The sequence below is a fragment of the Pectobacterium sp. PL64 genome (assembly GCF_022477975.1).
GTDB lineage: Bacteria > Pseudomonadota > Gammaproteobacteria > Enterobacterales > Enterobacteriaceae > Pectobacterium > Pectobacterium jejuense.
This window is the reverse complement of sequence record NZ_CP092070.1, coordinates 2,784,850-2,800,597: the sequence shown is the minus strand read 5'-3', so window position 1 is coordinate 2,800,597 and position 15,748 is coordinate 2,784,850. Positions and strand designations below refer to the sequence as shown.

The window sequence follows — 15,748 nt, the reverse complement described above, 5'->3', positions numbered from 1 at the left end:
GGGATCGGATTTCAACATTTTTGTGATGTTGGTCACATAAATATAACGACACGATAAATGAAACACGTCGTGGATCGAAAGAACCTGATACGCAGCCGGAAGGTCAGCGCATCAGGTGATGGAAAGCATACGAGGTAATATCAGGCGGGATAATGATAAATATTGTGATCGAACCATAGCTCGTCAATCTGCTCTGCGTCTTTCTCCGTGTGGTGAAAGCGGAAACCAAGCCGTTTAGAGACAGCGTTGCTACGCGTGTTGGCGGTTGAGGCTCTGATGACGCAGCGCTCAACGAGGTTCGCATCGGTATAGGCGGCTATCAGCGTGCTGACAGCCTGAGAAACGATGCCTTTGCCTTCAAAGGCTTCGGCAATCCAATAACCGATGACGCCTTCTTTATCCTGAATCGTGTTGAAGGAGACGATGCCAGCCAGCGCGTCGTCCCAGCGAATAATGTACACGGCGGCCGTTTTGTCGAAGAATGCCTTTCGGTTGGCGCGAATGGTTTCACGTGTGTCATCGACGCTCTTGACGGAATCCGGCCAGGGTAAAGTACGCCGTAAGCGCACTTTTTCCTGCTGAATCAGGGTAAAGAGCGCCTTGGCGTCGCTCTCTTCCTGGATCGTTAAGCGCAGATGGGGCTCGTGACGCAATTCAGACAGTGCATCTATAAATGACGTATCGACAAATGGCGCTCCCATAAAATCGCTCCCTTTACCGCTGTAGTGTACCGTCAACGATCGTGACGCTGTGCCCGCCGATCCACGGTTCATCGTTCAGGTAAGTGACCGTAATGCGGCCATCGCGTTGCAGCATGGTGCCCTGTCGCGCACGGTAGCTGAGTGGCGCGGTGACGTTATTGATAGAATGCTGCTGACGAAGCAGTACCGCCAGGCAGGCATTGGCGCTGCCGGTAACCGGATCTTCCTTGAGATGACCGCGTTCGATGTAGAACGCACGAATCTCATAGTCGGCAGGCGTTGCGTCATCGTGCGGGCCATAGACAGCAATGCCGTTGGTCTGGCTGAGATTTTGTACGGCTGAGAGTGCTTCAGCATCCGGCATGATGTTCAGACAGGTGTCAGCGCTGTCGACGCGGATCACAAGCCAACGAATGCCCATCTGTACGGCGGTGGGCGGGTAGCGTTTATCGATACAGGGACTATCAAAGCCGGTAATGCCCAGCGTTTTTTCCAGCAGTGGCGTGTGCTCATCGTCAAACGGAACGAGGGTGGCTTGGGGCGCGTGAAAAGCGAGGCTCTCATCATCACCGATGTTGATCGGCACGAGACCAATGCCGCATTGTTGCACCAACTGGCCCGGAGATTTAGGGCGCAATCCTTCTTCCAGCAGGGCATGTGCGGTGCCTAGCGTAGGGTGTCCGGCAAAGGGCATTTCCGATTCTGGCGTAAAAATACGAACATGGTAATCCGCTAAAGGATCGGTGGCTGGCAGGACAAACGTGGTTTCTGACAGGTTTGTCCAGCGAGCGATCTCCTGCATTTGCGCATCGGTTAATCCCTTCGCCTCCATAATGACGGCAAGCGGATTGCCCTTGAAAGACTGCTGGGTGAAAACGTCGACCTGTTTGAAACGACGTACTATAGGCATCGCATTTCTCTCCTGTATGCGCTATCGCTTAAATATTACTCAAAACTAACCGCGATCCTATCGCGCGCTTGTGGCATAATGCGCGCCAAATCACATTCCGACTCGAGTATAAGTGCTGTGTTAAGTACCAACAATATCACCATGCAGTTCGGCAGCAAGCCGTTGTTTGAAAACATTTCCGTTAAATTTGGCGGCGGCAACCGTTACGGTTTGATTGGCGCAAATGGCTGCGGCAAATCTACATTCATGAAGATTCTCGGCGGCGATCTGGTGCCGAGCGGCGGTAACGTCTTCCTCGATCCTAATGAACGTCTGGGTAAACTGCGTCAGGATCAGTTCGCTTTTGAAAAATACAGCGTGCTGGATACCGTTATCATGGGCCACGGCGAGCTGTGGGCGGTAAAAGAAGAGCGCGACCGTATCTATTCATTGGCTGAAATGAGCGAAGCCGACGGCTATAAAGTTGCCGATCTGGAAGTGCAATACGGTGAGATGGATGGCTACAGCGCAGAGTCACGTGCGGGCGAACTGTTGCTGGGCGTGGGAATTCCCGTTGAGCAGCACTATGGCTTGATGAGTGAGATTGCTCCCGGTTGGAAACTGCGTGTTCTGTTGGCGCAGGCGCTGTTTGCCGATCCCGATATCCTGCTGCTCGATGAACCGACGAACAACCTGGATATCGATACGATCCGTTGGTTGGAGCAGGTGCTGAACGAACGTAACAGCACCATGATCATCATCTCGCATGACCGTCACTTCCTGAACATGGTTTGTACGCACATGGCGGATCTGGACTACGGCGAGCTACGGATTTATCCCGGCAACTATGATGAATATATGACGGCCGCGACGCAGGCTCGTGAGCGCCTACTGGCCGATAACGCCAAGAAAAAAGCGCAGATTTCCGAACTGCAATCGTTCGTCAGCCGCTTTAGCGCCAACGCTTCTAAATCCAAACAGGCGACATCGCGCGCACGCCAGATCGATAAAATCCAACTGGATGAAGTGAAAGCGTCCAGCCGTCAAAACCCGTTTATCCGTTTTGATCAGGATAAGAAACTGTTCCGTAATGCGCTGGAAGTTGAAGCGTTGAGCAAAGGTTTTGATAATGGCCCGCTGTTTAGCAAGCTGGGTCTGATGGTCGAAGTGGGTGAAAAAGTCGCTATTCTGGGTGCCAACGGTATCGGTAAATCGACATTGCTGAAAACGCTGGTCGGTGATCTCGAGCCGGATAGCGGTACGGTGAAATGGTCTGAAAACTCAAAAATTGGCTACTACGCACAGGATCACGAATACGAATTCGATGAGACGCTGACCGTTTTTGACTGGATGAGCCAGTGGAAACAGGAAAAAGACGACGAGCAAGCCGTACGCAGCATACTCGGTCGTTTGCTGTTCAGCCAGGATGATATCAAGAAGAAAGTGAAGGTATTATCCGGTGGTGAAAAAGGCCGCATGCTGTTCGGTAAACTGATGATGCAGCGTCCGAATATTCTGGTGATGGATGAACCGACTAACCACCTTGATATGGAATCCATTGAATCGCTGAATATGGCGCTGGAAATGTATGAAGGGACACTGCTGTTCGTCTCTCATGACCGTGAATTTGTCAGCTCATTGGCGACCCGTATTCTGGAAATTACGCCAAATAAAGTGATCGATTTCACTGGCAACTATGAAGATTACCTGCGCAGTCAGGGTATTCAGTAAGCGTTGTAATACGGCCTCATTATTGAGGCCGTATTATTTTGGGGATGTATTAGTCAGGATAAAAGCCACGGTTCAGCGCTTCCACCGCTTCGGCGACGCGCGGCCCCATTCCCAGTAAAATCGCCTGATCGAGCGCGATGATACGCTGGTTTTTCCAGGCTGCGGTTTGCGTTAAGCCGGGTACTGCCGCCAGCGCCTCCACGCCGTTTTCCACACTTTGCGTTGTCACCACAACCACCTCAGGATTCGCCGCAATCATCGCCTCACCGCCGTAAATACGATACTGGCTATGCGTGGCAATATTCTTTCCGCCTGCCAGCGCGATCAGACTATCCACCACGGTATTTTTCCCCGCGACCTGCGCCGCACTGCTGCCAACACTCAGCAGAAACACGACGCTGACGCGATCTTTCCGCGTAGCCAGCCGCTCTGATACCACACTCAGTTGCTGAGAAAGGCGAGTGACCAACTGCTCAGCAGCCTCCGTGCGATTGAGCAGCGTGCCAGCCTGACGAATATTGCTGAGCAGCTGCGCTGGCGTGCTGGGCGTGCGGGTAAAACGCGCTACCGTTACACCTGCCTGCTCAAGCTGATTGAGCACCTGCGGCGGGTTGGCATCTTGCCAGGTCATCAACAGCGTTGGGTGCAGTGACAAAATGCCTTCACTCGTCAACTGTTGCCAGTTGCTGACTTTTGGCAACGTTGCCGTTTGTGGCGGATAGGTGGTGGTCTGATCCACACCGACCACCGTATCTCCTGCGCCGAGCGCATAAACGATTTCCACCAGCGATCCACCGGCAATCACCACGCGCGGCTCAGCCGCGCAGGTGAAGGAAGACAACCCGAAGAGCATTAACGCAATTATCGCCTTCATTATCACGACGCTTAGAACGAGAACGCCGCGCCAATCGCGGTGCTGAAGCCGGATGCAGGAATGCTTTCATGCGCGGTGGTATAGCGCTTATCCAGCAGGTTATTCAGCGCCAGCGTGACCTGATACTGATTCTCGCTACCGAAGGTGCTGGTGAATTCCAGATTGGCCGTTGCCCAACCGCTGTGCTGGACGGCGGTATCTGCCGTTTCATCCTTCGCGCGTGAGGCAGCTCTGAGGTAGAGATCCGATTCCAGCTCCATGCGCTCGAACAGCATGATGTTTTTGACCCCGACGCGTCCGGTAAAGGTGGGCTCACCGGTGCGATAGGTGCTGCGCGTAGGCAATTCCAGCTCACGGCGGATGATGTTGCCGTTAACGTAAGGAGACAGCGTCCAGCCGAGGTATTCCGCATACATTTCCATCCCGTACGTGGTCGCACGGTTGGCGTTGGCGTAGTAGCGGCTACTGCTGTCCGTACTGCCGGAACAGACGGCGTTACCGGCACAGTTCAGCGTGGTGATGTAGTCTTTGGCGCGTGAATGGTAGATCGCGCTGTCCAGCAGCCAGCTATCGTCTTTATAGCGCATGCCGACTTCATAATTATCCGACTTTTCCGCCTTTAGATTGGCGTTGCCGTAAGTGGTGCTCCCGCCGGCTGCCGTATCGTAAAACTTATGCGTCAGGGTAGGGTAGACATAACCTTGCGCAAAGGAAGCGCGCAGCTGGATATTATCAAAGCCGGAATAACGCAGGCTGCTGGCAGTGACTAATGTGCTGTCACTTTCCTTCGCGGCGGCGGACGTACTGTTGTTCGGCATCACCATCCCGTTCATTCTCACGGTGCCTGTCTTCTGGCCGCCGTAGGAGAGTGATTCAACCCAGTATTGACGCGCACCTAGCGTCCACGTCCAGTCCGGCGTTATTTTCCATTCATCCTGTGCGAACAGCGCCCAGCTATTCTGTCGCCAGTGGTTATTGGATATTGAGCTTGGGTTAACCGACAGAGAAGGCATTCCCATGGGCGATAATGATCCCGTTACCCGGACATCGGAGAAGGCATTTTGCTTCACGATATCGGAGAGCCATTGCCCCCCGGCAATCAGCGTGTGTCCGGCTAATGGCGTGATATCCGCTTGTAAGGTCAATCCCCGACTGGTCTGCTTGTCGTCGGTTCCTGTGCTCATCACCATTTTGCCTTGATAAAGCGCCATGCCGTTATAGCGCAGCGGATTACCGCTCTGCGACAGATCGTTACGGAATTCGCGTTTGATATTTTGCTGATAGGCATCCAGATGCAGGTTTTTCAGCACATCGCCGCCGATCTGCCAGTCATAAAACAGGCCGACCTTCTTTCTTTCCAGTTCAGGAATGCGCACGCTAAAGCTGTCGTATTCATTCGAGTCGGTGTAGGTCTGCGTACTGAGCTTGAAACTGTCCAGCGACAGGCCGAATTTATGATCGCCAAGGCGGTAACCGAGCCAGGCGGACTGCCCACTGTTGCGGAAGTGGGTATCCGGCAGGCGGCCATCCGGTGTGCTGCGGTTGCCCTGATCGCTATAGCTGCCGCTGAGGCGATAGTCGAAATTGCCAATGGAACCGTAGGCTAAACCTGATTCCTGCCAGCCTGCGGTCGCGCTGTCATAAACGGCTTTGATTTTGCCGCTCAGCGGTTTATCTCCGCCTTTGCGGGTAATAAAGTTGATCACGCCGCCGATAGCCTGCGAGCCATATAATACCGAATGCGGGCCTTTCACGACTTCAATGCGTTCAATATAAGAAGGGTCGATTAATAATCCGAGGCTGTAATTGGGGCCGCCGCGTTGATAGGTGACTTCCTGTCCGTCAATTAACACTAATACGCGTGAGGCTTCTTCGCCGCGAATACGTATTTGTTTCCGACCGGCCAATGCGGTATCGGTAATATCGACGCCGGGAATATCACGCAGCGCTTCAGCAATAGAATCGCCGGTATATTTATTCAGCTTTTCATTATCGATAACCTGCATTGTGACCGGACTTTCCCATAAATTCTGTTCCGTTCTCCCTGCACTAATAACGGTTATTTCATCGCTGTTTGTGGTCGAATGATTTGTAGATGAATCGTTTGGCGCTGCATTAATTGCGCCGCTATAAATAGCAGGCAGCATAAAGAGAGCCCAGTGTGTGGCCTTTTTATTCATGGCTTTTTCTCTGAAACGTTAATGATTCTCATTAACGTTATCATTTGGGCGGGAGCTGCGATAATTAAATTTGAATGAATATTAAAAAATGTGACTGCAATCTCATTTATTATTAAATAAGGACTTGCAATATTTTATTGGTTGTTAAGTTAACAAATTTTAATGTAGTGATTTTCTTTTTCATTTATTTAACATTTAAAACGGACTCAGTGGATTAATGCTATGAAACTAATGAGAAATAACCGTATTTATTTATATCTGCCATTTTAACCAAAATAAGCAAATCGGTTAATTTAAAGAGAAAATGACGCGAAAAGAATAACCCGCCTCCTTTCTGCCTGCCGGGCAGGTTGCCAAATAAAAATAATTATCATTTAATTTATTTTATTGATTATTTGGGGGCCGTTAATGAACATCGATTTGACGCCGTATTATGCCGAACCCGGTGAGCAGCCTTTTGGCGCCCGACGTATGGCAATGCCTTGGCGCAACCATGTGCCGCTTTCACCAGAACAGATTCCGGCCGGCTGGCAGACGCTGAAGCAGCAGACCGTGCCTGCGCGTAAGCGCCTGCTCTACCTGCACATTCCTTTCTGCGCCACGCACTGCACGTTCTGCGGTTTTTATCAAAACAAACTGCGTGATGACAGCACGGCGACCTATACCCGCTACCTGTTGCAGGAATTGGCGATGGAAGCGGACAGCCCGCTGCATCAGTCTGCGCCGATTCATGCGGTGTACTTTGGCGGGGGGACGCCAACGGCGCAGGCGGCCGATGAGTTGTCGCAGATCATTCGCGCGATCCGTACCTCTCTGCCGCTGGCACCAGACTGTGAAATCACGGTAGAAGGGCGGGCGATGGATTTCGACGATGAGCGAATCGATGCCTGTCTGGATGCGGGAGCTAACCGCTTCTCTATCGGGATTCAGACGTTCGATACCCGTATTCGTCAGCGTATGGCGCGTACGTCGGATAAGCAGCAGTCAATTCGCTTCCTTGAGCGTCTGTGCGAGCGAGACCGAGCCGCCGTAGTGTGCGATCTGATGTTCGGCCTGCCGGAGCAAACGCCGGAAATCTGGCGCGAAGATCTGGCGATCGTCAGCGATTTACCGCTAGACGGCGTCGATCTGTATGCGCTGAATCTGTTACCAACCACGCCGCTGGCGAAAGCAGCTGAAAACCAGCGTGTTGCGCTGCCTGATGTGGTTGCCCGCCGTGATTTTTACCGGACTGGCGCGGCATTTCTGGCCGATGCTGGCTGGCACCAGCTTAGCAACAGCCACTGGGCGCGCACCACGCGTGAACGCAACCTGTACAACCTGCTGATTAAACAAGGCGCCGACTGTCTGGCAATGGGCAGCGGTGCGGGCGGCAATATAAATGGACAGGCCTACATGATGGAACGCAGTCTGGAACGCTATTACCAGCAGATCGATCAGGGACAAAAACCGATCATGATGATGACGCCAGCCAGTCCGACTGGGCCGTGGCAGCATCAGCTTCAGGCGGGTATTGAGGTCGGCCGTATCAAGTTGCCTCAACTGACTCGACATGCCCGTGAACTTCAGCCGTTACTCAGCCAATGGCATCAGGCCGGGTTGACCTGTGACGATTCCACCTGCCTGCGCCTGACTAACGATGGCCGCTTCTGGGCGAATAACCTGATGCAGGCATTACAACAAATTATCCCCCAGCTTAATGCCGAAGAGCATGCGCACTAACCGGAGACGCAACTATGACCATGACACTGAATGAATTACTGGCAACCAACCCTGATGGCACGCTGGAAGAGATTGCCGGAAAGTATAATACCTCGCTGTTTGCTGTCGTTGAGGCCTTGCCTGCGGCACAGCGTACGCTGGCGGCGGGCGATCGTTTCGATCAGGTGTGGGACACGATTGCGACCTGGGGTGAAGTGACGCTAATCAGCCACACGGCAGACGCGATTCTGGAATTCAAGAGCGAGCTGCCAACCGGTACGCACCGCCACGGTTACTTTAACCTGCGCGGAAAAAATGGCCTGAGCGGACATATCCGTGCGACAAGCTGTCAGCACATTGCGTTTATTGAGCGTAAGTTCATGGGGATGGACACGGCGTCCGTGGTGTTCTTTAATGCCAGTGGTGCGGCGATGTTTAAAATTTTCCTTGGACGAGACAGCCACCGCCAACTGCTGAGCGCTCAGGTTGAGGCGTTCCGCGCGCTGGCGAGTGAATTACAACCGGAGCAGGTATGACGTGGTTACTTTTCGGCGCGGGCAATGGGGTCGGCGCCTGCTTATTACAGCGCGCTATTGAGTGCGAGCAGGCGGCCGTACTCGTATTGCGTAATCCTGAACAGGCCAAACACTGGCGTGAGCAGGGAATGACGGTAGTCGAAGGCGATGCCTGCGATCCGGAAACGGTCGCGGAAGCCTGTCGTGTGGCGGGGCCTTCTGCCATTGTGGTCTCGACAATGGGCGGCGGCACGGTAAATTATCAGGGCCACCGCACGGTGATCGATGGTGCCGAGCAGGCAGGCCTCAAGCGTATGCTGCTGGTGACGTCATTGGGCTGCGGCGATAGCTGGCCGCTGTTGTCGCCACGAGCCAGAGCCGCGTTTGGTTTCGCCGTACGTGAGAAATCGCTGGCAGAAAGCTGGTTGCAAAGCAGTACGTTGGATCACTGTATCGTTCGTCCCGGCGGTCTGCTGGACGTGGTTGCGACGCACAATGCGAAACTGACGCAGGGTGCTGCTACGCTGGGATTGGTGTCACGGTGGGATGTCGCACTGGCGGTTGATCAACTGTTACAGCAGCCCGTGTTTGGCAATCACATCTACAATCTGGTCGACCCCGATCTCACGATGCCTGCCATTCCGTAATCTCCGCCATTCTGTCACCGAGGTTGCCGGGGTACTCCATCCCGGCATCCGGCAAACTGTTATAGTTAATCTGTCGAAAACTGTATCTGTTATCTCTCATGGGGCTATGTTCTAATCGATGCCAGCAGTGTTGTATTCCTCAAGCACGATGGTGATGACGATGGATGAAGTAAAACGCCTTCTGACCGAAGAGATCGAACGTATTAATCGGGAAGAAAAACGCGACAATAAAATACGTTTTAGCCGCAAATTCATGCAGTCACACCCCTATCTGTTTGCCGCGATGCTGGTGAGCTACGTGCCGGTCGCGGCCATCCTCTTCTATGCCTCTTATTTTGGTTTACCGTATCTGATCGGTTTTACCGTCTTCCTGCTGGTGATGACGCTGGCACTTTCGATGGATATTAACCCGACCTATCGATTTGAAGACATCGACACGTTGGATTTACGTGTGTGCTATAACGGCGAGTGGTTTACGATCCGCCACGTGTCGCAGGACACGCTGGATAAACTGCTACGCAATGAGCAGGTACCGTCTGCGGTGAAAGCGGGGATAGAGAAAATTCGACGCACGAAAGGTGACGTTGATTTCTACGATGTTTTCTCGCTGGCCTATCGTCAACAGCCCTCCATTTAGCTGATTTTCTGCCCTCAAACCGCCCCATTTCGCGATGTTCAAATAATGCGCATGGTTTTTCCTATGCGCAGATTTTCATGGTGGCTGGTTTTCATGTAGGCATAGTGCTACGTTCGTTATAAGCAGCGAGCGCCGCATTCTTGTGGTTTTTCAGGTTGATGGTTTTTCAAATACGGGCAGAACAGGACGATGAGCGAAAAGGTATTGCTGGTAATTCAGTTGGGCCAACCGCCGGAAGGCATTGCGTCTCAGGTTGGGCAACAAGGGAAGTGGTTTACCGATGCGGTGCAGGGCAATACGCAGCCGGTGCAGGTAGTCCGCCCCGATCTCGGGGAACTGCTGCCGTCGTTTGATACGCTGGCGGCGGTGGTGATCTCCGGTTCGTGGTCGATGGTCACGGATCGGCTGGACTGGAGCGAATACACCGCGGGCTGGCTGCGTGAAGCGTATTACGTGGATGTTCCGCTGCTGGGCGTGTGCTATGGACATCAACTGCTCGCCGATGCGCTGGGCGGAAAAGTAGGGGATAACCCGAACGGCAAGGAAGTGGGTGTTCAGGTTGTGACAACCCATGAGGCCGCGGCGCAAGACACCTTACTGCGTGATTATCCGCAGCAGTTTGGTGCTTATCTGACCCATCAGCAGTCCGTGCTGGAACCACCTGAAGGCGCGCAGGTGCTGGCAAGTTCAGAGATGGATGGCTGCCAGATTATCCGCTACAGCGATAAAGTCCTGACCGTGCAATTTCACCCGGAATTCAGCGCGGACATCATGCTGACGTGCCTGCGTCATAATGAAGCAGCGCTGCGACAGGGTGGTTGGGATGTCGATCGGATGATGGATATTCCGCAGGAACCCGTCTGGGCGCGTAAGATTCTGCTGGATTTTGTACAACGCTACGCGGCGAAATAGTCCTCGAACAACGCGTTGTTCTCGATAAAGCATCCTTCTCGATCATGACCTGTCGGTGGTGATCGAGCAAAAAATCATGACAGACTCACCCACCGAAACCATAGCGCTATGGCAAAGTTTGAACAGCTCGCTCACCAGATCCGTGAGCAGCTTCAGGAAGGGATCTGGCAGCCGGGCGACAAACTGCCCTCGCTGCGAGAAAAATCGCTGCATTCGGGTATGAGCCTGATGACCGTGCTGCACGCGTATCAGCTGCTGGAAAGTCAGGGGCTGATTGTGTCGCGCCCACAGTCGGGTTATTACGCGGCACCACAGCTATCCGCACTACCAACAGACAGCCTACATTCGCCCGTAGGGCAGGAGCGCGTTCAGTTGACCGAAGACGTGGACGTCAACGCGTTCATTTTTGATGTGCTTCAGGCCAGCAAAGATCCGGCGGTCATGCCCTTCGGATCGGCGTTTCCCGATCCACAGCTCTTTCCACAGCGCCAGTTGACGCGCTCACTGGCCTCGGTGGCGCGTCATATGCAGCCACACAGCGCGCTAGATAATTTGCCGCCGGGTAATGAGAGCCTGAGGAAGAACATCGCCCAGCGCTACGCGTTGCAGGGGATTGCCGTCTCACCCGATGAGATTGTGATTACGGCGGGCGCGATGGAGTCCCTTAATCTCAGCCTTCAGGCGCTGACGGAGCCGGGCGATTATGTGGTGATCGAATCTCCGGCATTTTACGGCGCGCTACAGGCGATTGAACGCCTTAAACTCAAAGCGATTGCGATTGCAACCGATCCGCAGCAGGGCATCGATCTTGACGCGTTGCAGCAGGCGCTGAACGACTATCCGATCAAAGCCTGCTGGTTGATGACCAATTTTCATAACCCGCTTGGCTGCACGCTGTCCTGGGAGAAGAAACAGCGGTTGGTGGCGATGCTGGAAAAACACGGCGTCGGGCTGGTAGAAGATGACGTCTACAGCGAGCTATACACGGGCCTGCAACGCCCGCTGCCCGCAAAAGCGTTGGATAAAAAAGGCACGATTCTGCACTGCTCCTCGTTTTCTAAAAATCTGGTGGCGGGGTTCCGCATCGGCTGGGTGGCGGCGGGGAGCTATGCGGGCAGCATTCAGCGTTTACAGCTGATGAGTACATTGTCAACCAGCGCCCCGATGCAGTTGGCGATTGCCGATTATCTGGCGACCAGCAGCTATGACAGCCACCTGCGCCGCCTGCGACGAGCGCTGGAACAGCGTAAACATGCGGCGTTACAGTCGCTACGCCGACACTTTCCGGGCGACGTCCTCATTAATCATTCGCAAGGTGGTTATTTTCTCTGGCTGGAATTGCCTGACGGCGTCAGCAGCACGGAGCTATACCGCCGCGCGCTGGAGCGGGGCGTCAGTATTGCGCCGGGGAAAATGTTTACTACTGGCGACAAATACGATCGCTACTTCCGCTTCAACGCTTCCTATGAATGGGATGCGCGCTGCGAACAAAGCGTGATCGTATTGGCCTCGCTGATTCGGGCGCAGATAAGTGAGCGTCTGACCCGATCACCCCTTTAGAGGTGTGGAGATGTTTGCCGCTTTTCTGCTACTGTTCCCGTTATGGCGGAAGGTGGCGGCGTGGATGGCGAAAAACAGCCATAACCTTGCCGGAAATCAGGAAGTCGATAGGCACGATGCGTATAATTCCGGCTAAAGGTGAGCTATACCCGCTATCTTTCGGACCGCGCTGGCGACCTTCCTGCACCCCGAAATCTATCGGATAGACAACGTAAACAACAGGAAAAACCACCCTGATGAGTATTCGCATTGTTCCTCAGGAACAGTTAGAACAGAACGAAAAATCGATGCCGGAAGGGAATATCCCTCCGCTGCTTTTTGCCAATCTGAAAAGCCTGTACAGCAGCCGCGCAGAGCGTCTGCGTCAGTTAGCTGAAGAGCACCCGTTGGGGGATTATCTCACCTTCGCCGCAGGCGTGGTGGAAGCCCAGCAGAAGGTATTGCACGATCATCCGTTGAAGCTTGACCTGAGTGATGTGTTGAAACAGTCCGGTGAACGTCCACCGCTCGATATCGCGGTGTTCCCGCGTGATGCGCATTGGCACACGCTGCTGCGTGCGCTGATCGAAGAATTAAAACCGGATGCCAGCGGACAGGTGTTATCCACGCTGGAGAATCTGGAAAAAGTCTCAGAGCAGGAGCTGGAAGAACAGGCAACGGCGCTGCTGCAACACGAGTTTCGTGCCGAGAGCAATGATAAAGCCCCGTTCATCTGGGCGGCGCTGTCGCTGTTCTGGGCGCAGATGGCAAGCCAACTGCCCGGTAAAGCGCGTGCCGTACCCGGCGAACATCGCCAGTTCTGCCCCGTGTGCGGCAGTATTCCGGTATCGGGCGTAGTGCAGTTGGGTACGTCCAGCGGGCTGCGTTATCTGCACTGTAATCTGTGCGAGAGCGAATGGCACATGGTGCGGGTGAAATGCAGCAACTGTGAAGAGTCGAGCGAGCTGAATTACTGGTCGCTGGATAGCGAAAATTCCGCTATCAAAGCGGAAAGCTGCGGTCACTGCGGCACGTATCTGAAGCTGCTATATCAGGAAAAAGATCACCGTGTAGAAGCCGTCGCCGACGATCTGGCTTCGCTGGTGCTGGATGTGAAAATGGAGGAAGAAGGCTTTTCTCGCAGTAGCATCAACCCCTTCCTGTTCCCAGAAAGTTCGATCGAATAGCCTGTCTAATCGGTGAAGCGCGTTTGGGCTTCACCGCCTTTCTTTTCAGAAAACCGTTCTTTTCAGAAAACCTTTCTTTCAAAAAAAGTACAGAAAATCGGGGCTTACCACACGCCGCTGAAATGCAGCAGCAAGACCAGCGCGGTGATGACAATCGATGATGATGTGAGCACGATCAACCCGTGGCTGGCGCGTGATAGCACCGGTTGGCAACGGGCATTAAAGCGGTAGCGCAGAATCGCCAGTACCGACATCAAAGCAGAAACACACAAGAGCAGAATGGCGCAGGCAAACACCACTCGGCTGCCGTCCACCATGCTCAGGCGAAAACACAGCAGGCTGTTGATCAGCATCACAAACAGCGTACGTGACCAGGCCATGCCGGTTCGCTGTGGCTGTAATCCCGGATCGCGGGTCGTGTCCATGCGCTACCCGAACAGAATCATCGCGGCAAGTGCGATGGCAATGAGGGTGATAAACAGCGTCACGATCAGCAGCATCGGCGTATACGGCATATCGCTTTCCTGACGCATCGCTTTCTCATTGCTTACCCAGCGACGATAGGCCAGACCGCCGAGCAATGCCGCACAGACGACCAGCAGCAGAGCCAGCCCCTGACGCACCAGCGGATCGATATGGACGGTAAACTGATCGATACCCACCGCACCTGCAAGAAACGCCAGCGCGGTGCGAATCCACGCCAGGAAGGTGCGTTCATTCGCTAATGAAAAACGGTAGTCCGGGGTTTTCCCCTGACTCCACCACGGCGTTTTGTCCTGTCTGGGTGTTGTCATGTTGTCGTCTGATTTCAGGTTAAAGAGGGCATCCGATTGGGCGCAGCGTCTGCATTCTAGCGCCCTTGGCGGGTTTCGTCTGCCCTGATGACGGTATCAGCGACAATTGTCTCAGCGATGCTGTCTCAGCAAAGAATGATGAAGCGCCCGGTAAGGCGCTTCGTTTTCTCAGGACGCGTCTTTGCCCGCTTCATGGTTCTCTACTGCCAGCGCGGTGACCAGCGCGAACGCGCAGGCCAGCAGCGTGCCGAGTATCCAGGCGAAATACCACATGCTCTTTATCCTCAAGTCGTTAGTAAACGGAATGCTTATTGGTTTCGATGTAGCGGGCATCGATCCGGCCAAACATTTTGTAATAACACCAGCTGGTATAAAGCAGGATGGTGGGAACAAAAATACAGGCCAGAATGGTCATCACCTGAAGCGTAAGCTGGCTGGATGTGGCATCCCAGATGGTCAAGCTGACGTTGGGATCGAAACTGGAAGGCATCACGAACGGGAACAGCGTAATGCCTGCCGTCAGAATCACGCAGACAATCGTCAATGACGAGGTCAGGAAACCCCAGCCACAGCGGTTCACGCGCGAGAAGAGACAGGTGAACCACGGCAGAACCACACCCAGTGCAGGAATCGCCCACAGCGCAGGGTGGGCCGTAAAGTTGGTTAACCACGCCCCGGCCTGCTGGACGACCTCTTTATTCAGCGGGTTAGACGGGGCAGCTTTATCCAGCGTGGAGGTAATCACGTAGCCGTCGATGGCGAACAGCACCCAAAGGCCGGCCAGTAAGAAGGTGATGCTCATCAGCACGCTGGCGATCAGGACGGTTTTTTGCGCGCGACGCTGAAGCGCTTCTGTGGTGCGCATTTGCAGGTAAATTGCACCGTGCGCGACGATCATCGCGACACTCACGACGCCTGCCAGCAGCCCGAACGGGTTCAGCAGGCCAAAGAATCCGCCGTGGTAGGTGAGACGCAAATACATATCGACGCTCAGCGGCACGCCCTGCAACAGGTTGCCTAATGCGATGCCGAACACCAGCGTGGGGACGAAGCTGCCGATGAAAATGCCCCAGTCCCACATATTGCGCCAGCGCTGGTTTTCCAGCTTGGAGCGATAATCAAAGCCAACCGGGCGGAAAAACAGAGCGGCCAGCACCAGAATCATGGCGAAGTAGAAACCAGAAAAAGCGGCGGCATACACCATCGGCCAGGCGGCGAACAGTGCGCCTGCCGCTGTGATCAGCCAGACCTGATTGCCGTCCCAGTGCGGGGCGATCACGTTAATCATGACTCGCCGTTCAGTATCATTCTTGCCTAGCAGACGCAGCAGAATGCCCACACCCATGTCAAAGCCATCGGTGATGGCGAACCCGATAAACAAGAGGCCAATCAATCCCCACCAAATCAGGCGTAATGTTTCGTAATCCAGCATTATTATGGC

Annotated in this window: 17 protein-coding genes; 9 read left to right on the top strand and 8 right to left on the bottom strand. The window is 53.9% G+C overall.

What is annotated here, in order from left to right:
• Nucleotides 1–140: 140 nt before the first annotated feature.
• Nucleotides 141–701, bottom strand: a complete 561-nt coding sequence (locus HP572_RS12605; RefSeq protein ID WP_240583375.1) for a GNAT family N-acetyltransferase — start codon at nt 699–701, stop codon at nt 141–143.
• Between the two features lie 13 nt (nt 702–714).
• Nucleotides 715–1,611 carry a PhzF family phenazine biosynthesis protein gene (locus HP572_RS12600; protein WP_240583374.1) on the bottom strand — a complete coding sequence of 299 codons (897 nt, stop codon included), beginning with the start codon at nt 1,609–1,611 and terminating at the stop codon, nt 715–717.
• A gap of 117 nt (nt 1,612–1,728) precedes the next feature.
• On the opposite strand from HP572_RS12600, the gene HP572_RS12595 reads away from it, so the two are divergent.
• Nucleotides 1,729–3,321 (top strand): ABC-F family ATPase, encoded by a 1,593-nt coding sequence (locus HP572_RS12595; protein WP_014916018.1) that lies wholly within the window; start codon nt 1,729–1,731, stop codon nt 3,319–3,321.
• A gap of 49 nt (nt 3,322–3,370) precedes the next feature.
• Here the strand turns inward: HP572_RS12595 and HP572_RS12590 are convergent, their stop codons facing one another.
• Together HP572_RS12590 and HP572_RS12585 are read right to left on the bottom strand one after the other, a co-directional pair.
• Nucleotides 3,371–4,195 (bottom strand): hemin ABC transporter substrate-binding protein, encoded by an 825-nt coding sequence (locus HP572_RS12590; protein ID WP_240583373.1) that lies wholly within the window; start codon nt 4,193–4,195, stop codon nt 3,371–3,373.
• An 11-nt stretch (nt 4,196–4,206) separates the two neighbouring features.
• Nucleotides 4,207–6,375 carry a TonB-dependent receptor plug domain-containing protein gene (locus tag HP572_RS12585; protein WP_371745266.1) on the bottom strand — a complete coding sequence of 723 codons (2,169 nt, stop codon included), beginning with the start codon at nt 6,373–6,375 and terminating at the stop codon, nt 4,207–4,209.
• A 408-nt stretch (nt 6,376–6,783) separates the two neighbouring features.
• Between HP572_RS12585 and hutW the strand changes: the two genes are divergently transcribed.
• From hutW to fdhE, 8 genes are all read left to right on the top strand, one after another.
• Nucleotides 6,784–8,097 (top strand): heme anaerobic degradation radical SAM methyltransferase ChuW/HutW, encoded by a 1,314-nt coding sequence (hutW, locus tag HP572_RS12580; protein WP_240583371.1) that lies wholly within the window; start codon nt 6,784–6,786, stop codon nt 8,095–8,097.
• A 14-nt stretch (nt 8,098–8,111) separates the two neighbouring features.
• Nucleotides 8,112–8,612: a heme utilization cystosolic carrier protein HutX gene (hutX, locus tag HP572_RS12575; RefSeq protein ID WP_039360207.1), complete on the top strand. Its 501-nt coding sequence runs from the start codon at nt 8,112–8,114 to the stop codon at nt 8,610–8,612.
• Nucleotides 8,609–9,238, top strand: a complete 630-nt coding sequence (locus HP572_RS12570; protein WP_205549853.1) for an NAD(P)H-binding protein — start codon at nt 8,609–8,611, stop codon at nt 9,236–9,238. Before hutX ends, HP572_RS12570 begins: the two co-directional genes overlap by 4 nt.
• A gap of 160 nt (nt 9,239–9,398) precedes the next feature.
• Entirely contained in the window at nt 9,399–9,875 is a 477-nt protein-coding gene (locus HP572_RS12565; protein ID WP_240585752.1) for a YlaC family protein, read from the top strand.
• Nucleotides 9,876–10,064: 189 nt separating this feature from the next.
• Entirely contained in the window at nt 10,065–10,787 is a 723-nt protein-coding gene (locus HP572_RS12560; RefSeq protein WP_240583370.1) for a glutamine amidotransferase, read from the top strand.
• 108 nt (nt 10,788–10,895) lie between these two features.
• Nucleotides 10,896–12,347, top strand: coding sequence for a PLP-dependent aminotransferase family protein (locus HP572_RS12555; RefSeq protein ID WP_240583369.1), 1,452 nt, complete (start codon nt 10,896–10,898; stop codon nt 12,345–12,347).
• A 10-nt stretch (nt 12,348–12,357) separates the two neighbouring features.
• Nucleotides 12,358–12,483 (top strand): hypothetical protein, encoded by a 126-nt coding sequence (locus HP572_RS22935; RefSeq protein WP_256462084.1) that lies wholly within the window; start codon nt 12,358–12,360, stop codon nt 12,481–12,483.
• A 100-nt stretch (nt 12,484–12,583) separates the two neighbouring features.
• Complete coding sequence (fdhE, locus tag HP572_RS12550) at nt 12,584–13,513, top strand: formate dehydrogenase accessory protein FdhE (protein WP_240583368.1); 930 nt, start codon at nt 12,584–12,586, stop codon at nt 13,511–13,513.
• Between the two features lie 104 nt (nt 13,514–13,617).
• Here the strand turns inward: fdhE and HP572_RS12545 are convergent, their stop codons facing one another.
• The 4 genes from HP572_RS12545 to cydB all read right to left on the bottom strand — a co-directional run bounded on the left by HP572_RS12545 (nt 13,618) and on the right by cydB (nt 15,739).
• Nucleotides 13,618–13,938, bottom strand: coding sequence for a DUF202 domain-containing protein (locus tag HP572_RS12545; RefSeq protein WP_240583367.1), 321 nt, complete (start codon nt 13,936–13,938; stop codon nt 13,618–13,620).
• 3 nt (nt 13,939–13,941) lie between these two features.
• The gene (locus HP572_RS12540) at nt 13,942–14,307 is read right to left on the bottom strand and encodes a YidH family protein (RefSeq protein ID WP_039471932.1); all 366 of its coding nucleotides are present in this window, start codon (nt 14,305–14,307) and stop codon (nt 13,942–13,944) included.
• Between the two features lie 168 nt (nt 14,308–14,475).
• Nucleotides 14,476–14,580 carry a cytochrome bd-I oxidase subunit CydX gene (cydX, locus tag HP572_RS12535; protein WP_010278781.1) on the bottom strand — a complete coding sequence of 35 codons (105 nt, stop codon included), beginning with the start codon at nt 14,578–14,580 and terminating at the stop codon, nt 14,476–14,478.
• A gap of 19 nt (nt 14,581–14,599) precedes the next feature.
• A complete protein-coding gene (gene cydB / locus HP572_RS12530; RefSeq protein ID WP_240583366.1) occupies nt 14,600–15,739 on the bottom strand; it encodes a cytochrome d ubiquinol oxidase subunit II in 1,140 nt (379 codons plus the stop codon).
• Nucleotides 15,740–15,748 lie beyond the last annotated feature (9 nt).